This is a genomic window from Acrocarpospora catenulata, assembly GCF_018476525.1.
GTDB classification, from domain to species: Bacteria; Actinomycetota; Actinomycetes; order Streptosporangiales; family Streptosporangiaceae; genus Acrocarpospora; species Acrocarpospora catenulata.
The window spans coordinates 1-19,199 of the sequence record NZ_JAHCST010000089.1 but is presented as its reverse complement, the minus strand read 5'-3'; the positions used below and the strand labels follow the sequence as shown (position 1 = coordinate 19,199).

Genomic DNA, 19,199 nt, shown 5'->3' with positions numbered 1-19,199 from the left:
AACGGCTGGGCCGAGTTCGACGGCGTCGCCGTCGTCTGGTGCGGATCTCCCCCCACCCAAGCCGGAGCAGTGGTCGATCAGGAGGTCTGTCGATCCCATGCGGGCTTGGGTGGTGGCCGGAGCTTTCCCCCTGAGTGTCCGCCGGTGGGCGTGCCCTGTGAGATCCGGGCTGATCTGCCTGAGGCGGAGCCCCGTAGCTATTTCAGGTCCGGTTCGTAGCGGGCGCGTCCGCCCGGGTGATCAGGCCGCGCAGGGCTGTGCTGGGTGACTCAAAGCTGCCGGTACATGATGTGCAGTCCGACGTAGCCGTGAACCGGATGGTGGAAACCGGCGGGGAGGGTGGTCATCACTTCGAAGCCGAGTGACCTCCACAGCGCCACCGCCCGGGTGTTGGTCTCCACAACGGCGTTGAACTGCATCGCTCGGAAATTATCCTTGCGTGCCTGCTCCAAGACATGCTCGCCGAGCGCACGGCCAACGCCCCGGCCGGAGTGGTTCGGATTGACCATGAAGCTTGCGCTGGCGATATGTGCGGCGCCGCCACCGTGGTTGCGGACGCTGTTCGCTGTGCCCAGGACGGTTCCATCCGCGTCCACGGCGACGAAGGTGCGGCCCGGCGGCTTTCGAAGCCACATCTGGCCGGCCTGGGATTCGGTGGTGTCCCGATCCCAGGAGAACGTCTCACCCGCCCGCACGATGCCCTCCATGAACGCCCACATCCTGGGCCAGTCGTGCGGCATCGCCTCTCGGATCAGCATGGCCGCCAGCATGGGTCATCCAGGTAGGGGCAGCAACTGGGTTTCGGATGGTGAAGGTGACCAGGCCGAAATCGATCATGTGATCCATGGGACAGGCCCTGGCGCTGCTGGGCTGCGCGGGTCTGTGTGAGGGTCGTCCCGGTGTTCCTCCGGAAGAACACTGGCCAGGGTCAGAGCTGCTTCGTCAGTTCCTCGACCGTCATCGGATGTACGCCGATCCCGGCGAGTTCATCGAGGGCGGACTCCGATACCCGCGAGACCGCGTCCCGGAGCAGGACGACCCGGTAGTCGCGTTCGGAAGCCTCGATCATGCTTGCGCGTGGGCAGTTGGGGAGATTGCATCCGGAGAACACCAGGGTGTCGACCCTGAGCTGCGTGAGAAGGTCCTCCAGCGCGGTGCGGTAGAAGGCGCCCCAGCGGGGCTTGAAGACGGCGTACTCCTTGGGGCCGAGTTGCTGTGGGCGGCCGGAGAGCAGGACGTCGGGGGCGAGGTTTGGTCCGGGGCTGAGTCCGGGGGCCAGTTCGCTTCCGGGGGTTCCGGGGGCGGCGATGTTGACGCCTGTCTCCAGGAGGGTTCGCCGGACCAGGTCGGCGTTGGCGCCGCCCACTTCGTACAGGCGGATGATGTGGATCACTGGCCGGGCGGCCTGCCGGTACGCGGTGACGGCCTGCTGGATGGCGGGCAGGATCTCGGTCGTTCCGGCGATCCCGTACGGCGAGTCGGAGAGGAAGTCGCGCTGCACGTCGATGGTGATCAGGGCTGAGGACGCGAAGTTGGGGGCCGTGTGGGAGTCGGGGAGAACGGGATTCATGGGGCGAATTATTGCTCTCGGTCCGCCTGGGCTTCCATCGGTTTCCCCTGAGTTGGGCTCCCTGTTTGGGCAGGTAGAGAAGGTGTTCCAGGTAATGCGGGGGCTGGGGGGATATGTGTTGAGTGGGGTGGGCATGTATGGCCCCGCCGGTGCCGGTGCGGAATTGTGATCAAGGTCTCTCGTATGTCGTGGGCGGAGATTCACCGGTCGGCCCATGATGATCGACAGGTGTCGTGATGTTGGTCTGAGAGGACGGGCGGCTTGTCGGGGCGGGAGCGGGTGCGATCGCTGCTGGAGACCAGTACGGTCCAGCGGATCGTGGTAGCGGTGATCGTCGTCAATGCGGTCACGATCGGATGTGAGACCAGCGCCTTCCTGATGGACCGGATCGGCGGCCTGCTGGTGGCGGTGGACCGGATCTCGTTGGCGATCTTCAGCGTGGAGATCGCCGCCCGGCTGTACGCCTACCGCCGGGCGTTCTTCGCCGATCCCTGGAACTGGTTCGACGCGGTTATCGTGGCGCTGGCGCTGGTGCCGGCCACCGGGCCGACCTCGGTGCTGCGGGCGCTGCGCATCCTCCGCGCGCTGCGCCTGGTGTCGGCGGTGCCGAGCATGCGCCGGGTGGTGGGGGCGCTGCTGAGCGCGGTACCGGGTATGGCGTCGATCATCGGGCTGCTGATGCTGATGATCTACATCGCGGCGGTGATCGCGACCAAGCTGTTCAGCCAGATCCTCCCGGAGCGGTTCGGGGACCTGTCCCGGTCGCTGTTCAGCCTCTTCCAGATCATGACGGGTGACGACTGGGGAACCGTCGCCAAGGAAGTGATGGAGCAGCGCGCCTGGGCCTGGATCTTCTTCATCGTCTACATCCTGGTCTCCACGTTCGTGGCGTTGAACCTGTTCATCGCGGTGGTGGTCAACGCGATGAACGACGCCGAGCCGTCTCCCAGCGAGACGCAGACCCAGGCCGAGCTTGCCCTGGTCAAGGGGGAGCTGGCGGCCGTGCACGCCAAACTGGACTTGCTGCTGGCGCGGGAGGCGGCCGACGCCGACAGCCATGCCGACGCCGACAGCCATGCCGAGACCACCAGCCGTGCGGACGGGAACGGCCGTGCCGACGCTAACGGACGTCAGGTGCCGACACCGACGTGATCGCGTCCCGGAGCGCACGTAGGAACAGGGCGGCGTCCCGGCCGTTGATCAGGCGGTGGTCGTAGGCGAGGCCGATGTTGGCGATCGTACGGGTGACCGGCTGGCCGTCGGCGAGGGTGAGCACGGGCTGCGGGGCTGTGATAGCCAGCGCGCAGGCGTGGCCGGGGAAAACGAAAGGGATGGCGAGGGAGATGTCGGCGTCGGTGTGCAGGGTGATGGCGATGTTCCCGCCGGACAGGTCGGCTTCGCGGAACTCGCCGGTGGTGGCGGCCAGGCGGAACTCCATGAGCCGGGTGGCGATTTCCTTCAGCGAACGCGACCCCGCGTCGTGGATGACCGGGACGTAGAGCCCTTCCCCCACATCCACGGTTATTCCGATATTTGGCGTTTCTGAGAGCCGGGCGTTCCGGTCGTCCACCAGGGTGGCGAAGAACAACGGGAACTCGCCGTGCAGCCCGGCCACGGCGACCGTGAAGAGCTCGGCCAGCCCGACCGGCCGGCGCACCTCGCGGGTGAGTCGCGCGGCCGCCGCCAGCGTCTCGCCCACGTCCATCGTCATCACCGTGTACGCGGCCGGGATGCCCTGATGCGAAACCTGGACCGCGCGCGCCACGGCCCGCTGCACCTTGGGCAGTTCGTACAGCGAAACCGCCGGTGCGGCGGCGAGCCGTTCCACGTCGGCCCGGCGGATCACCTTGAGCCCGAGGGTGCGCACCCGCTCGACCGGGATGCCCAGCTCGTCCAGGAGTTCCTGCGCCGGAGCGGTAATCACCGGCAGCGCCTCCGCCGAACCGGATACCGAAGCGGATACCGCGGATGCCAACCCAGAGGGCGAGCCGGATGCCGAGCCGGTTGCCGAGCCGGATGGCGAACCCGATAGTGAACCCGATGGCGAAGCAGGTTCGGGTGCGGCCGGAGCTATCGGTTCGGTGGTCAGGTAGGCCAACGCCTGTCCGGGCGCGCAGTCGGCGTTCACCGGAAGGGCCCGCCACAGATACCCCCCGCTCTCGGCCGGGATCTCCTCCGCGGCCTTGGAGGTCTCGATGACCGCGACCGGATCGCCTGTGTCGACCAGCTGGCCGTCCTCGGCCAGCCACTCGGTGAGGATGTACGTCGCGTCGTTGTTGTTGAGTTTGGGCACGCGAAGCTCAGCGGTCATCGAGCACCTTCAGGACACTGGCGTGGATGGTGGACTCCTGGAGCAGCACCCGCCGTTCCAGGTGGGCGGCCGTGGGGATGACGCTGTCGGCCGAATGGGCGAGCGCGACCGGACGCCGCAGACCGGACCACAGATGGTGGTGGATCTGGTGCGCGACCTCGGCGCCCCAGGTGCCTCCGGCGGTGCTCTCCTCGGCGACGACCACGCCTCTGGCCCCGCGCAGCGTGGGCAGCAGCGGCTCGACGTCGAAGGGGTAGAGCCGGGACGGCACCAGCAGGCAGCAGGCGAGCTCCCGTTCCAGGAACAGCCGCCGCATGGCCACCAGTGCCCGATCGGCCACCCCGCCGGGCGCGATGATCACGCAGTCGGCGCGCTCGGGTTCGTCGACATAGACCCGGGCCACATCGCCGACCATGTCAGATACGAATAAATCATCAGAAAGGCGCATCTGGCGGGTGTAGAGGACCTTGTCTTCGAAGAAGACGCAGGGTTGCGCGGATTCCACCATCGCCGCCAGCACCGTGTGGTTGTCATGCAGAGCGGACATCTCGTACACGGCCAGGCCGGGCACGCCGATGAAGTGTTTCTGGAGGCTCTGGCTGTGGGTGGGCCCGTACCCCCGGCCGCCTCCGGTCGGGCAGCGCACGATCAGCCGCATCGGCACGCGGGCGCCGTACATGGTGACGGATTTGGCGGCGAAGTTGGTGATCTGGTCGAAGGCCAGGGCGGCGAAGTCGCCGAACATGATCTCGACCACGGCGGTGTCGCCGCAGAGGGCGAGGCCGGCGGCCAGGCCGGTGATGCCGGATTCGCTGATCGGGGTGGCCAGCACCCGGTCGGGGAACCGGGTGGAGAGCCCTCGCGTGATCTTGAACGCGCCGCCGTAGGGGTCGAGCACGTCCTCCCCCAGCAGGTACGCCTTCGGGTCCCGGGCGAGCAGCTCGTGCAGGGCGCTGTTGAGGTTCTCGGCTACGCGCATGCGGACCACCGGGAGAGCGGACGGGCGGCGACCTCACGGACGATCCCCGCGACCAGCTCCCGTGCCGCCCGATCGGCCTCAGTGAAACCGTCGGCGCCGGAAAGGTCGCGGTACCAGTCGGGCAGCCCTCGCACGAGAGAAGCAGGACGGGTGTCGTCGCCCTTGCTGTGCGGCCCGAGGCGGTGGGTGGCGAACTCCAGCACCAGAGGCCGCGAGTCGGTACGTACCGACTCGATGAGCGGGCCGATCTGAGCGCGGATGTCCGGAATGTGGGTGCTGGTGATCTCGTGGTGCCGGATGGCGAAGGCGTGCGCGCGGTCCCGGATGGTGCCCGCGAGCTGGCGTGCGATCGGCGTGGACTGGGCGATTCCGTTGTTCTCGACCACCACCAGCAGCGGCAGGTTCCAGAGCGAGGCGAGGTTGAGCGCCTCGTACACCGAGCCCTCGCCCCAGGTACCGTCCCCGATGTACACACAGGCCAGGGCGCCGCTGCCGCGCAGGTGCAGGGCGGCGCCGGCGGCGACGGGCAGGCTCTCCCCCTGTACGCCGGTGGACAGGTAACGGTCGCGGAGGATGTGCTGGCTGCCGCCGACCCCCGAGCAGACCGCGCCCTCCCGGCCCATGATCTCCGCGAGCAGCCCTTCCGGGTCCCGGAACCGGGCCAGGTAGTGGCCGTGGCCCCGGTGGTTGCTGAACACGTGGTCCTCGGCGACGAGCAGCGGGGTGAGCGCGACCGGCACGTACTCCTGGCCCAGGCAGGTGTGCGTGGTCCCGTTGAGCTCGCCCCGGGCGAACAGGTCGAGCAGGGCCAGCTCGAAGTGGCGGATGAGCAGGAGCAGATCCAGGTCGGCACGTTCCCGGGAGACCGTGGCGACCTCCGCCGGGGCGGTCACGTGCCGCTGACCGCAGGCTCGGCGTCCAGGACAGCAGCGACGACACCGGTGATGGTCGGGGTGTCGAAGAAGACGTCGAGCGACACCTCGACGCCCAGGCGTTTGCGCATGCGGGCGATGATCTGGGTGATGGTCAGGGAGTGGCCGCCCAGGTCGAACAGGTCCTCGTCGTCGCCGATCTCGTCGATGCCGAGCACCTCCTGCCAGATCTCGCGGATCGCGCCGGCCAGGTCGGGAGCCGCGGCGGACAGGTCTGCGGATACGGACATATCTGGGTTGTTCATGATGACGAGAAGGTCCTCTGCTGTTCGGGCGACTTCCGGGGGCACCTCGGGTGACCCGGAATCTGAGCCGTATTGCATGATCACGAGAAGGCCGTCGGGGGTGTCGACGGCCTGGAAGTGCAGGACACTGCGGACGGAGTGGTTGAAGGCGGCCCAGTCCACGGTGGTGGCCAGGCCGGTGAACTCGGGTTCCTCGCGGCGTTTGCGGTAGCTCACCGAGACCGCCGCCAGCGCCGTACGGGGCCGGACTCCCCGTACGGCGCGGGCCAGCGGGACCGCGCGGAACCGGTACATTTCCCGCAGCTCGGTGTGGAGCCGACGGGCCAGTCCGGCGACGGTCAGTTCCGGGGAGGGCCGGGAGGAGATCGGGAGCTCGTTGACGAAGAGCCCGATGTTGTCGCGTACGGCCGGAGTCCGGGTGGACAGGTCGATCGCGCAACAAGGGGTGGCGTTGCCGTACATGTAGAGCAGGGTGTGTACGGCGGCCAGGAAGAGTTCGAAGCGGGAGACCCCGGGCACCTCGGGCGGGTGGGCGAGGAAGGTGTGCGCGCGGGCGGGTGCGGCGCCGCGGCGGCCGCCGGGCAGACCGGGCAGGCGGGTCTCGCCGGGTTCCCGCCAGCGGGGGCCCCAGTAGGCGCGGGCCTCGGCGAGGTCGGCGGTCACCCGGGTCCGCTCGTCGGCGGCGAACTGGTGGTAGGCGGTGGCCAGCCGGGGCAGGGTGCGGCCGTTGTAGAAGGCGGCCAGGTCGCGGACGAGGACGTCCTTGGATTCGCCGTCGAAGACCAGGTGGTGGGCGACGACGATCAGGGCGTACCGTTCTGGCGCCAGCCTCGCCAGGGTGAACCGGGCCAGCGGCCCGCGTTCCACGTCGAAGGGGCGTAACGTCTCGGCCCGGATCAACTCCGTCAGGTCCTCGGTCACCCTGATTCTGACCTCGGGCCGCGCGCCCGCCACCTCGACCGGCAGGCCGTCGTTCTCGGCGATCGCGCTGGACAGCACCGGGTGGCGGCGGATCACCGCCTCGCACGCCAGGAGCAGCGCGGTCGCGTCCAGCGGCCCGTCGAACCTGATCACCAGCGGCATGTGGTACGCCGAACCGGCGCGCCCCATCCGCTCGGTGATCCACATCCCGACCTGAGCGAAAGACGCCTCGAAAGGAGGAAAAATCATGGCATGGTCCGGAGAGCGCGTTTGTCGACTTTGCCGCCTCGGTTGCGGGGGAGCGCGTCCAGGGTGACCAGGCGGGACGGGATCTCGTGGCCGGCCAGCCGCTCCCCCAGGAACGCGCGCAGCTGCTCGGGCGCCACCTGCTCCCGCACCACCAGCGCCGCCACCACGGCGGTGCCCAGCACCGGATGCGGAACCCCGAACGCGGCGGCCTCCTTCACCAGCGGATGCGCGTGCAGCGCCTCCTCGATCTTCAAGGTCGAGATCTTGTACGCCCCCGACTTGACCACGTCACTCTCCCGGTCGACGAGGTAGAGGAACCCTTCCTCGTCGAGGTAGCCCAGATCCCCCATGCGCACCCAGCCGTCCCGGAACACCTCAGAACCGGGATCCCCGAAGTACGCCCGGGGCGCGGCCGGGGACCGCATCCACACTTCCCCGGTCTCCCCGGGCGGCAGCGTGGTTCCGGACGCCGAGGTGATCCGGACGCCGCCGCCGGATGCCGGCCGTCCCACCGAGCCCGGCCGCTCCGGGTCGAAGAGCATGATCGTCTGAGCGGGGGCGGCCTCGGTGGAGGTGTAGTAGTTGGTGATCATCGCCTTGGGGAAGACCGTGCCGAGCCTGGTCGCCACGGCGGCGGGCAGGGGGGCGGCAGCCGACCCGAGCAGCAGCACGCTCTCCAGCGGCTCGACCCCGGCGCTGGTCAGTTCGATCGCCATGGCCGGGACGACGAATACCGTTCCCGCCTGATATTTCCGGATCAGGGCGGCGAAGCGGCCGGGGGTGAAGCGGGGCAGGGTCACCACGGCGGGGTGCGCGCCGAGCGCGTTGACCAGCATCATCTGCCCGGCGTTGGTGCCGATCGGGAACGCGTGCACCAGGTGCCGACTGTGCCGGAAGGCCCGGTACCGAGGTTCGGGCCGCAGGCCGTACGCCAGGTTGGCGTGGCTGGCGGTGACGCCTTTGGCGGTGCCCGTGGTGCCCGAGGTGTAGAGGATCTGCGCGGGCGACGCCGGATTTATCGGGATGTCGAGGGGGCGCGCGTCGTCGCCCGGAGCGTCCCGGAGCAGGGTGCGCATCGAGCAGTGCGCCGACAGTTGTCCGATCTCTGCCTCCGGTAGCCGGTCGGAGAGCGGGACCGCGACCGCCCCGGCGCGGAGCGTGCCGAGGAAGGCGATCGCGTACTCCAGCCACCCCGCCGCCGGGAAGATCAGCCCGACCCGGTCCCCCGCCGTGATCCCCTGATCGATCAGGTGGTTCCCGGCCGCGTTGGCGCGGGCGTGCCACTCGCCGAAGGTGAGCGAGCCGACCCCGTCCACGATCATGGCGACGCCGTCGGGATCGGCGGCGGCCCGGGCCGCCAACAGGTCCGGAAGCGTCATCAGGAATCCTTAATGATCAGATAAATCATCGGATGAATGTTCCTACCGCCATTTCTGGTGCGGCCTTACTGAAAACAATCTTTCCAATTAACGCCGCCGCCAGTCTGACACGGGGGATAAGTCCGTCACAAGGGGTACACCGAACCACCGCCCTCGGCCGGCAAAGGGTTGTGGCTAGCGCGACCGCGTGCCACACTGGGCGTCGCAAGGCAATAGCAAAGAATCTTTCCAATTATCCGGCCCCCTTGACCCATAGGTTGGCCCGGCCGCGCCGGTGTCTGGACTGAACGGAGGGAGCGCAGCGACCGGAGAGAGGGAAGACACCGGCTGCGAAGCGGCCGGGCCCGCCGTGCCGGAGGCGCGGCCAATGTCACAGCATTCGTCCGATCTTTTTGGGGAATGATGCTTGCCGTCACGGCGAACCCGCTCTCGCTGGGCCAGGAACGACTCTGGTTTCTGCACGAGCTGAATCCCGGCGACGCCGCCTACAACATCTGCGTGACCGAACGTCTCCTCGGACCACTCGACCCCGACGCGCTCGAACGCGCGCTCAACCAGGTGGTGCGCCGCCACGAGATCCTGCGCACCCGGTACCCGTCGGTGGACGGGCGTCCGGTCCAGGTCGTCGAGGACCTCACGCTGAGGCTGGAGCGGCTCACCGATCCCGCCGTGGTGAGCGAGCTGACCAACCGGCCGTTCGACCTGGCCGCCGGGCCGGTCATCCGGGCGCACCTGATCGAGGTGGGCCCCGAGGAACACATCCTCGTGATCGTCCTGCACCACATCGCCGGTGACGGCTGGTCCCTGGGGCTGCTCTTCGAGGAGATCTCCACCCTGTACGCGGGGGGCGAGCTGCCGCCCCTCCCCCTCCAGTACGCCGAGCACGCCCGCCGTACCCTGGATCGCCCCCACCCCGTGGACTACTGGCGGGAGCGCCTGGCCGGGGCCCCCAACCTGGAGCTGCCCACCGACCGGCCGCGCCCCCGGGTGCGGACCTCCCAGGGCGACTGCGTGACCCATCTGCTCCCGTCCGAGCTGCTCGCGGCGCTCACCAGGCTGGCCCGTGGGGAGCGAATGACCCTGTTCATGCTGCTTCTGGCTGCGTACCAGGCCCAGCTGGGGCGGTACTCCGGTGCCGAGGACTTCTGTGTGGGCACACCGGTGGCGGCCAGGGGCGACGAGGACACCGAGCGGCTGATCGGGTTCTTCCTGAACACCGTCGTGTTCCGGGCCGATCTGTCGGGTGATCCGAGCTTCCGTGAGCTGCTCCGGCGCACCCGGCGTACGGCGGTGGACGCCTTCGTGCACGCGGACACCCCGTTCGACCGGCTCGTCGGGGAGCTCGGGGTGGCCCGGGATCTGAGCCGGACGCCGGTGTTCCAGACCCAGTTCAGCTTCCGGAGCGAGGCCAACGCGGGGCTGCGGCTGCCGGGGATCACAGCGGAGCCGTACGATCCGGGGTTCCGGCAGGCCAAGTTCGATCTGTCGCTGGAGGTCACCCCCGCCGGGGACCTGTTCTTCGTCTACAGCGCCGACCTCTTCGACCGCGCCACCATCACCCGCTTCGCCGCCAATTTCGTGAAATTTCTGGAATCGGTGGTGGCGGACCCGGACCTGCCGATCTCCCACCTGGACCTGCTCGACCCCGCCGAACAGGCCACCCTCAGAGCCTGGAGCAAAGCCGAGTCCACCCCGGAGCCCGGCCCGAGCACCCTGGCCGACCTGGTGGAGACGACCGCCCGCCGCCACCCGCGAACCACCGCCATCCGGTACGGCTCCACCACGCTGACCTACGCGGACCTGAACACCCAGGCCGACGAGCTCGCCGCACGCCTGCGCGCGCTCGGCGTCGGCCCGGACGTGCGGGTGGCGATCTGCCGGCAGCCCTCCGCCGACCTGGCGGTCTCGATCATCGCCGTGGCCAAGGCGGGCGGCGCGTACGTCCCCATCGACCCCGACCAGCCGGAGGAACGCCGGGAGTACCTGCTCACCGACTCCGGCGCCGCCGTCCTGATCACCGACACCGACGTCATATCCCGAAATATCCCTATAAAGGCGGAGAAGTCGGCTGACGATCTGGCGTATGTGATCTACACCTCGGGGTCCACCGGGAAGCCCAAGGGCGTCGCCGTGCAGCACCGGCAGGTCCTCAACTACCTGGCCGACGTGCACGAACGCTTCGACGTCCAGGAGGGTTCGAGCTTCGCCCTGCTCCAGTCGCTGGCCTTCGACTTCGGCATGACGGTGTTCTACCTGTCCCTGATGACCGGCGGCACTCTGCACCTGCTCCCCTCCCGGATCTCCGGCCCCGACCTGGCCGCCGAGATGCCGCACATCGACTACCTGAAGCTGACCCCCTCCCACCTGGCAGCCCTCGCCGCCGATGTCCCGGATGTGCGCGCGATCCTCCCCCGCCGCCTGCTCATCCTGGGCGGCGAGGGCTCCAGCTGGGCGTGGGCCCGTACGCTCGCCGCCCACGTCCCGGTGGTCAACCACTACGGCCCGACCGAGGCCACGGTGGGCGTCGCCACGTACCGGATCTCCCCGGAGACCGAGCCGACCGGCCCGATCACCCCCATCGGCCGCCCGCTCGGCCACGCCCGTCTGTACGTCCTGGACCGCCACCTCAAGCCCGCCCCGATCGGCGTGGCCGGGGAGCTCTGCATCGGCGGCGACCGGCTGGCCCGGGAGTACCTCGGCCGCCCCGACCTGACCGCCGAGAGTTTCGTCGACTCCCCATACGGCCGCCTCTACCGCACCGGCGACCTGGCCCGCTGGCTGAACAGCGGCGACCTGGAGTTCCTCGGCCGCAACGACCTCCAGGTGAAGATCCGCGGCTACCGGGTGGAACTCGGCGAGATCGACGAGGCCCTCCGGCACCTGCCGGCCATAGCGCACGGCGTGGTGGACGCCCGTGCCGGGGAACTCGTGGCGTACCTGGTCGCGGGGGCCGAGCGCCCCAGCGTGGGCGAGCTCCGCCGGGAGCTCGGCGCCAGGCTGCCGGAGTACATGGTCCCCACCCGATATGTCTGGCTGGAGGAGCTCCCGCTCAAGGGCCACGGCAAGGTCGACCGGGCCGCGCTGCCCGACCCCGAGGACGCCCGCCCCGACCAGGACGTCCCGTTCGAGCCGCCCGCCGACGCGATCGAGGAGGTCATCGCGGCGGCCTGGTGCGAGGTGCTCGGCCTGCGCCGGGTGGGCGTGCTGGACGACTTCTTCGACCTGGGCGGCCACTCGCTGCTGGCGACCCGGATCGTGGCCAGGCTCCGGCGCGAACTCCCGGCCGAGGCCACCCCCGTCAGCCTGATGGACCTGTTCCAGTACCCGACCGTACGCGCGCTGGCCGCCCACGCGCGCTCGGCCGGGACGACCAGGGGGTTGCTCTACCGGCTCACCCCGGCCGGGGAGAAGAATCTGGTCTGCGTGCCGTACGGCGGGGGCAGTGCGGTGGTGTACCAGCCGCTCGCCGACGCGCTCCCGGCCGGGTGGGCGCTGTACTCGGTGGCGGTTCCCGGGCACGATCTCGGCCTGGCTGAGGACCCGCGCCCCCTCGCCGAGGTCGCCGAACGCTGCGCCGAGGAGATCCTGGCCACCGTGCGGGGCCCTCTCACCCTGTACGGCCACTGCGGCGTCGGCGGCGCCCTGACCGTGGAGCTCGCCCGTCGCCTGGAGGCCAAGGGCCGCGCGATCGAGGCGATCTACCTGGGCGGAGTCTTCCCCTTCGCCCGCCCGACCAAGGGCCTGATGGGCCGCTGGGCCAGGATCACCCGACTGGAGCGGCTGCGCAGCGACCGGGCCCAGCTCAACTGGCTGACCGCGCTCGGCGCCGACCTGTCCGGCCTGGACGACGAGCAGAAGGCGTTCGTCATCCGGAACATGCGCCACGACGCCCGCGCGGCGGAGGACTACTTCACCGGGCTCATCGACCAGGGCGCGGCCAAGCTGAAAGCCCCCATCGTGTCGGTCGTCGGCGAGTACGACCCCGCCACCGACTACTACCAGGAGCGCCACCGCGAGTGGGAGTTCATCACCGATACCACCGCGTTGGCCGTACTGGATGAAGGCGGCCACTATTTCCTGAAATATCGCCCCGACGAGCTGGCCGCGATCGTCACGGGGCCGCCGCCGGAAGGCACCCGGGCGGAAACCCGCGAAGGCCCCGAACCGAGCATGCGCAGGTTCCTCGCCATCGCGGCCGGGCAAATGGCCTGCCTGGTCGGCTCCACGCTGACCGAGTTCGCCCTGCCCCTCTGGGTCTACCTGCAGAACCACGACCTGACCCAGCTCGCGGTGCTCCAGGTGCTCGCCGTCATCCCCGGCATCCTCGTCGCCCCGCTGGCCGGCGCGATCGTCGACCGCGCGAGCCGCCGTACCGTCATGATCGCCGGCAACCTGGCCGCGCTGGCCACCCAGGCCGTCACCGCCGCCCTGGCCTGGACCGGCACCCTCCAGGTCGCCCACCTGTACGGCCTGCTCACCGCCCTCTCGATCGCCCTCACCTTCCAGCGCCTGGCCTTCACCTCGGCCGTCCCCCAGCTGGTCCCCAAGCGCTACCTCGGCCACGCCAACGGCGTCGCCCAGGCGACCGTGGGCGTGGCCCAGTTCATCGCCCCGCTGGCGGCGGTCGGCCTGCTCTCCGTCGCGGGACTGAACGGCATCCTCGCCCTCGACCTGGTCGGCCACGTCTGCACCGTGCTCGTCCTGGCCCTGGTGGCCTTCCCCGCCACGATGGCGCACCGCCGCCGCGAGCCGGTCGGCCGGGAGATCGCCGAAGGTTTCCGCCTGTCGATCGGCAACCCGAGCTTCCGGGCCATGGTGATCTTCTTCGCGCTGCTCTCGCTCGGGCTCTCCCCGGTGTTCATGATGTACTCCCCGCTGGTCCTGGAGTTCGGCACGCTCGCCGACGCCGGGGCGATCGCGCTCACCGCCGGGGCCGGCGCGGTGGCGGGCGGGGTGACCATGGCCCTGTGGGGCGGCCCCGCCCGGCGGCGGATGCGCGGCATGCTGCTCTGCGCGGCGCTCATCGCGGCCTGCTGCCTGGTGGTGGGCGCCCGCGAGTCGCTGCTGGTGATCGGGCTCGGCGCGTTCGGCGTCTCGTTCGGCCTGGCCCTGGTCAACGGCGTGTACGCGACGATCATCCAGGTCAAGGTCCCGCAGCGCTTCCACGGCCGGGTGTTCGCGCTCAACCAGATGGTGGCCTGGTCCACCATCCCCATCGGGGTGGGCGTGATCGCCCCGCTGGGCGCCCGGCTGCTCGGCGACATCAGCCTGATGTACCTGGTCTTCGGCGGCTTCCTGACCCTGGTGGTGACGGGCGCCCTGGTCAGCCGCCGCCTGTCCCGCTTCGACCACGAGGTTCCCGACGCCACCCCGGACGATCTGGTGGGTCTGGAACGGCAGAAGGAAGGTGTGCGATGAAGGAACGACTGGCGGAGCTGGTCTCGCAGGCGTGTGACGGGCAGCTCACCCCGGCCGAGGTGCTGACGGCCACCGTGCCGCTCTCCTATCTCGGGGTGACCTCGCTGGCCCAGATGCGGCTGATCGACGCGGTCGAGCGCGAGTACGAGGTGGAGATCGACCTCGGCGGCGACGTCGCCTTCCTGGACAGCGTGGCCGGTCTGGCCGGCTGGCTGGCCGAGCGGGCCCCGGCGGCCCGATGACCGCACTCGCCGCGGCCTTCTCCGGCGCCCGATCCGGCGACGCGCCGCTCACCTGGGGCCAGCGGGCGATCTGGGAGGCGATCGAGCGCACCGCGCCGGACGACCACTACTTCAACTTCGGCAGAATCGTGCAGCTGGGCGCCCGTCCTGCCTCGGTGTCCGGGGCGCTCTGGGCGCTGGCCCGGCTGGTGGAGCGGCACGAGTCGCTCCGCACCAGGATCGTGGACGGCCGCCAGGCGCTGGCGGCCGCCGGGGAGCTGACGGTGGTGCTGGGCGCCGACCCGGACGCGCTGCTGGCCGAGCTGACCGCGACCGCCTTCGACTACGCCCGCGAGTGGCCGCTGCGGGTGGGGCTGGTGACCACCGGGGCGGAGGTCACCCACATCGTGCTGGCGTTCTGCCATCACGCGGCAGACGGCCTCGGCGCCGAGGAGGCCGTACGGGACCTGCGCCTGCTCCTGCTCAGGGGGGAGCCGCGCGGGTCCCGGCCGCCGCAGCCGCTGGACATCGCCCGCTGGCAGTCCTCGCCGGAGGGGCGCCGAGTGGCCGAGGAGGCGGCCTGGCACTGGGAGCGGGAGCACCGGCGCATCCCGCCGACCATGTTCCAGCTGCCGTCCGGGGCCGGGGAGAGCCCGCCGATCTGGCGGGCCGTGCTGCGGTCGCCCGCTGTGGATCTGGCCGCGCAGCGCATCGCCGTACAGCATGGGACCAGCACCTCCAATGTGCTGCTGACCGCGGTGACCGCGCTGGTGGCGGAGATGACCGGGCACGAGACGGTGGCGATGCTGCCGATCGTGAGCAACCGGTTCCGTGCCGACACCCGGGGGGCGGTCAGCACGCTCTCCCAGGAGGGGCTCTTCGTGCTGGACGTGGAGAAGGTCCCCTTCGCCGAGCTGCTCGCGCTGGCCCGGCCCGCGGCGCTGCGGGCGTATCGGTCGGCCTATCACGATCCGGCGGACCGGGCCCGGGTGCTGGCCGAGGTGGGCGAGGACCGGGGTACTCCGGTGCATCCCTGGTGCTGCTTCAACGACATGCGGTTCGCCGACCACGCGGTGTACCGGGACGACGCGCTGATCCGGCGGGCGCTCGGGGAGAGCTCGCTGAGCTGGCCGATGAGCCAGGAGCAGCTGAACTGCCGGTTCTGCGTGCATGTGAGCGGGACGATGGAGGTGTCGGTGACCGCCGACACCCGGTGGCTGTCCCGGGCGGACATGGAACGTTTCCTGCGCGGCCTGGAGGACCGGCTGGTCGAGGCGGCGCTGCGATGATCCCGGCGTACGCGACGGCGACCTCGTGCGGCCAGGGCGAGTCCCTGGAATTCCGGATATTTGCGGATCAGGTGTGTGGGGTGGTGGTGCATGACGCCACCAATGACCGTCTGATGCTGGCCACCGTGGTCGAGGGGCCCTCCTGGACGCTGGAGGTCCCCGCGGACTGGCCGAGCTCCCTCTACCGGGCCCGTTTCACCTCCGGCGACCCCGAACCCGACGTGCTTCCCCAGCGGGCCACCGGGGACCTCCCCGGCGTCGACCTCACCCCCGACAACGAGGTCTATTTCGTGGTACGGGCGGCCGTGCCCGACGCCCCGATCCTGGTCTCCGTCCCGTTCGCCACCTGGCAGGCGTACAACCGGGCGGGCGAGCCGGGCCAGAGCGTCTACTGGACCGAGCAGCCGGACCGGGCCGCCCGGGTGAGCTTCGACCGGCCCGGCGGCGGCCCCAGCCCCGAACGCTGGGAGGAGGGCCTGCTGCGCTGGCTCGGACCGGCCGGGTACCGGGTCGAATACTGCTCCGGCCTGGACCTCAGCCTGGAACTGCTCTCCCGCTACCGGCTGCTGGTGGTCAACGGCCACGACGAGTACTGGACGGCCGGCATGCGGGACGCCTGCGAGGAGTTCGTCCGGCGGGGCGGCAACATCGCCTTCCTGTCCGGCAACACCTGCTGGTGGCAGATCCGGATGGAAGGGCGGGAGATGGTCTGCTACCGCGACCCCGCCGCCGACCCCGTCGAGGATCCCCGGCTGGCCACCGTGGAGTGGTCGAGCGCGCCGGTGCTCCGGCCGGAGAACACGCTCACCGGCACCAGCTTCCGGGCGGGCGCGGGCACCTGGGGGCCGTACATGCGGCAGATGCGCGAGGAGTCCTATACCGCCAGGTTCGCCGACCACTGGGTGTTCGCGGGCACCGGGCTCACCGACGGCGACAAGTTCGGCCTCGGCGCGCTCGGCTACGAGACCGACGCGGCCGAGTTCGCCGAGGTCCACGGCGTGCCCCGGGTGACCTGCCGGGACGGTACACCGCCGTCCTTCGTGGTGCTGGCCACGGCCGACCTGCGCCACTGGAGCGTCGGGGGGCAGGGCGGCTGGGCCACCATGGGCGTGTTCACCTCCGGCCGCGGCACGGTCTTCAACGCGGCCACCGTGAACTGGGGCAACACCCTGCACGATCCGGTGGTGGACCGGATCACCCGGAACGTGCTCGACCGGCTCTCCCGGCCCGCCGTACCCGGCTGGGAGGTGATCGGCCCCGCCGCCGACGTACGCGCGCTGGCCGCCGCCGGATCGGTCCTGTACGGCGTGACCGCCGACGGCACCCTGCTCAGCCGGGAACTGTGCGCCCAGAACCTGCCCTGGCAGCCGATCGGCTGGGGCGGCGAGGTAACCTGCCTGGCCACCCCCCGCGAAGCCGCCGCCGGTCTGGGCACCCACCTGTACGGGGTTACCCCCGGCGGCATCCTGCGCAGCCGAGCCCTCACCCAGGGCCCCAGCCCGTGGACGGACATCGCGCCCGCCCCGCCTCGGACCATCGCCCTGGCCATCCAGGACGGCACCTTCTTCGCGGCCACCACAGACGGCCGCTTGCACCTGCTCCACTTCACCGACGCCACGTCCGCCCGCTGGACAGAGATCGGCGACTCCACCGGAGCGGTCGCCCTGGGCGGCATGAACGGCCGCCTCTACGCCCTCGACCCCGGAGGCCACGTCCACACCCGACTCCCCGCCCCGACGGGCAACTGGTCAGATTTCGGTACGGCCCCAGGCGCGGTAACCCTCACCGCCCACGCCGGCTGGCTGGTAACCGCCGACTCCACCGGCCACCTACGGTGGCACCAGGCGCGCCCGATGGGACTGTCTACCTGACAGTGCGCACCCTGCCGCAACAGGGGGCCGATACTCCGCCGTCCACGAACGCGCTGCTGTCGTGGCGTCTCCAGCCGGTAAGGTCGCGGGGTGACGACGAGCGCCGGTTCCGAGGCTGACCGTCCGCCGTATCAGCGGCGGTGGACGTGGGAGCATCCGGTCGGCCCGCGGTGGCTGCTTCTTGGTGACGTCGGCTTCGAGGGCTCCTACGATGACGACATCCCGTTGGCGCTGTGCGCGGAGATCGAAGGACTGTTCGTTGACCTGCCGCCCCGACCGCGGGAGCGGTTCACGCTCGTCGGCTGCACACCGGACGGCGCGCTGGCCGACCTGCTCGACCGGCTGCCCGCCGAGGCACTTGGCACCGAACGAGCCTGGCTGGGTGACATCTCGATAATGGGGGCTCCGCCGCCGCCAGGCACATGGCCGTCCTGGTACGGCGAGGACCTCGGCGACGTCGTCGTCCTCGCACAGCGGCCAAACCTTACGATGCCCGAAACCGTGGACATCGATCTCGACGGGTTCGTCCACGTCTATGACCGCACGGACGCCGTGGTGCGTCCCGTCGACGTCACCGAATTCGTTCTTCAGGGACGGGACGATACGCCCTACGGCACCTGCGGGGACATCATCGGTGTGTTCCGTGAGCAAGCCGCACCGCCGGTGCCGCAGGTCCGGCTGCTCGGCTGCCGACCGGAAACCCACTTGCTGACCGCGCTCGACGCGGTCGGACAGTCGACCAAGGCCAGCCTGCGTCGCCGCCGGATCCACGCCGAGGTGCACCTGGTCGCCGCCGATGGTTCGGTCGGCCAGGTGATCGGCGCCTTGGTGTGCGGAACGGTCGAGGCAGGTGAGCCGTCCCGGCTCGGTGCCGGACTCCTCGACGTGACTGTCGCCAGCGACCCGCGGGAACCGCTGCCGACCGGGGTCCTCGGCATCCTGGAGCACTGGCACGGCGGACGGCCCGCCGAGAAGAATCTGTGGGCCGACTACGACCGGGAGCTGCGCCACCACTGGGCCGGAGTGGCGCTCGGCCACCTGTCCAAAACGCCGGACCGGCCCGCCGGCACCACCTATGACCTCGACGGCCGGTTCGTGACCGACATCGAAGGGTTCTACTGCGCAATCGGCGAGGCGATCAATGGTCCGGGCGGATACTTCGGCTGGAACCTCGGCGCCCTCGATGACTGTCTCAGCGGGAGGTTCGGCGCGCAGGCACCGTTTCGGCTGGTGTGGCATGAATCGGCCGTCGCCCGCAAGCACCTCGTCGCCGGCTACGACCGGCGCTGGCTGGGTCCGGCGATCACCTTGGAGTATCTGCTGGGGATGCTCGCGGAACACCATGTCGAGATCGACTTGCGCTGAGCCGACGCCGACTATGGCTGAATCTCCCGGGCGTCGGCTCCACACGCATGGGCATGGGTCAGACCGTGTCGGAGAAGACTTGTTCTCTTGCCTGGTCCAGGGCGGCGAGTAGTGCCCCGCGTAGGACCGGGTTTCCGGCCACCAGGGTGACCGCTACCTTTGGGCGGCTGGGGCAGACTCGGGCCACTGCCTCTTCCACCAGGGCCGCCAGCTCGTCGCCGCCGGCGCGGCCGACGTCGCCGCTGAGGACGATCAGGCCGGGGTCGAGGACCACGGCGACCGCCGCGACGCCGACCGCCAGTCGGCCGGCCAGTTCGGCCAGGAAGCCGGCGTTGCCGTCGGCGACGGCTGTGCGGACCAGTTGGGCCACGTCCACGTCCACGTTCACGCCCGCCGACCAGGCGCTGGAAGGAGCCGGACTGGGGTTCGGTGACGTCGGTGGGGAGTGG

At 70.3% G+C, this 19,199-nt stretch carries 13 protein-coding genes and 1 pseudogene; 6 read left to right on the top strand and 8 right to left on the bottom strand.

The window, feature by feature from the left end; genetic code table 11:
- Nucleotides 1–269 precede the first annotated feature (269 nt).
- Together KIP79_RS43295 and KIP79_RS43290 are read right to left on the bottom strand one after the other, a co-directional pair.
- Nucleotides 270–770, bottom strand: coding sequence for a GNAT family N-acetyltransferase (locus tag KIP79_RS43295; RefSeq protein WP_250214814.1), 501 nt, complete (start codon nucleotides 768–770; stop codon nucleotides 270–272).
- Nucleotides 771–928: 158 nt separating this feature from the next.
- Nucleotides 929–1,570, bottom strand: coding sequence for a cysteine hydrolase family protein (locus KIP79_RS43290; protein ID WP_214110883.1), 642 nt, complete (start codon nucleotides 1,568–1,570; stop codon nucleotides 929–931).
- A 261-nt stretch (nucleotides 1,571–1,831) separates the two neighbouring features.
- On the opposite strand from KIP79_RS43290, the gene KIP79_RS43285 reads away from it, so the two are divergent.
- The gene (locus KIP79_RS43285) at nucleotides 1,832–2,722 is read left to right on the top strand and encodes an ion transporter (protein WP_214110882.1); all 891 of its coding nucleotides are present in this window, start codon (nucleotides 1,832–1,834) and stop codon (nucleotides 2,720–2,722) included.
- Here the strand turns inward: KIP79_RS43285 and KIP79_RS43280 are convergent.
- Genes KIP79_RS43280 through KIP79_RS43260 form a run of 5 tightly spaced genes read right to left on the bottom strand, consistent with a single transcriptional unit; the run spans nucleotide 2,691 to nucleotide 8,586 of the window.
- Nucleotides 2,691–3,881, bottom strand: a complete 1,191-nt coding sequence (locus tag KIP79_RS43280; protein ID WP_214110881.1) for a 2-oxo acid dehydrogenase subunit E2 — start codon at nucleotides 3,879–3,881, stop codon at nucleotides 2,691–2,693. The genes KIP79_RS43285 and KIP79_RS43280 overlap by 32 nt on opposite strands.
- The gene (locus tag KIP79_RS43275) at nucleotides 3,871–4,860 is read right to left on the bottom strand and encodes an alpha-ketoacid dehydrogenase subunit beta (protein ID WP_214110880.1); all 990 of its coding nucleotides are present in this window, start codon (nucleotides 4,858–4,860) and stop codon (nucleotides 3,871–3,873) included. The genes KIP79_RS43280 and KIP79_RS43275 overlap by 11 nt, the downstream gene beginning before the upstream one ends.
- Nucleotides 4,851–5,753, bottom strand: coding sequence for a thiamine pyrophosphate-dependent dehydrogenase E1 component subunit alpha (locus KIP79_RS43270; protein WP_214110879.1), 903 nt, complete (start codon nucleotides 5,751–5,753; stop codon nucleotides 4,851–4,853). Before KIP79_RS43270 ends, KIP79_RS43275 begins: the two co-directional genes overlap by 10 nt.
- Complete coding sequence (locus KIP79_RS43265) at nucleotides 5,750–7,207, bottom strand: condensation domain-containing protein (RefSeq protein ID WP_214110878.1); 1,458 nt, start codon at nucleotides 7,205–7,207, stop codon at nucleotides 5,750–5,752. The genes KIP79_RS43270 and KIP79_RS43265 overlap by 4 nt, the downstream gene beginning before the upstream one ends.
- A complete protein-coding gene (locus tag KIP79_RS43260; RefSeq protein ID WP_214110877.1) occupies nucleotides 7,204–8,586 on the bottom strand; it encodes a class I adenylate-forming enzyme family protein in 1,383 nt (460 codons plus the stop codon). The genes KIP79_RS43265 and KIP79_RS43260 overlap by 4 nt, the downstream gene beginning before the upstream one ends.
- A 399-nt stretch (nucleotides 8,587–8,985) precedes the next feature.
- On the opposite strand from KIP79_RS43260, the gene KIP79_RS43255 reads away from it, so the two are divergent.
- The 5 genes from KIP79_RS43255 (at nucleotide 8,986) to KIP79_RS43235 (ending at nucleotide 18,750) form a co-directional block, all read left to right on the top strand.
- Nucleotides 8,986–14,004: a non-ribosomal peptide synthetase/MFS transporter gene (locus KIP79_RS43255; RefSeq protein WP_214110876.1), complete on the top strand. Its 5,019-nt coding sequence runs from the start codon at nucleotides 8,986–8,988 to the stop codon at nucleotides 14,002–14,004.
- Complete coding sequence (locus KIP79_RS43250; protein ID WP_214110875.1) at nucleotides 14,001–14,246, top strand: acyl carrier protein; 246 nt, start codon at nucleotides 14,001–14,003, stop codon at nucleotides 14,244–14,246. Before KIP79_RS43255 ends, KIP79_RS43250 begins: the two co-directional genes overlap by 4 nt.
- Nucleotides 14,243–15,514, top strand: a complete 1,272-nt coding sequence (locus KIP79_RS43245; RefSeq protein ID WP_214110874.1) for a condensation domain-containing protein — start codon at nucleotides 14,243–14,245, stop codon at nucleotides 15,512–15,514. Before KIP79_RS43250 ends, KIP79_RS43245 begins: the two co-directional genes overlap by 4 nt.
- The gene (locus KIP79_RS43240; protein WP_214110873.1) at nucleotides 15,511–17,385 is read left to right on the top strand and encodes a N,N-dimethylformamidase beta subunit family domain-containing protein; all 1,875 of its coding nucleotides are present in this window, start codon (nucleotides 15,511–15,513) and stop codon (nucleotides 17,383–17,385) included. Before KIP79_RS43245 ends, KIP79_RS43240 begins: the two co-directional genes overlap by 4 nt.
- Nucleotides 17,386–17,475: 90 nt before the next feature.
- Nucleotides 17,476–18,750: a barstar family protein gene (locus KIP79_RS43235; protein WP_214110872.1), complete on the top strand. Its 1,275-nt coding sequence runs from the start codon at nucleotides 17,476–17,478 to the stop codon at nucleotides 18,748–18,750.
- 58 nt (nucleotides 18,751–18,808) lie between these two features.
- Here KIP79_RS43235 and KIP79_RS43230 read toward each other — a convergent pair.
- Nucleotides 18,809–19,199: pseudogene (locus KIP79_RS43230) on the bottom strand (hypothetical protein); the annotation flags it as partial.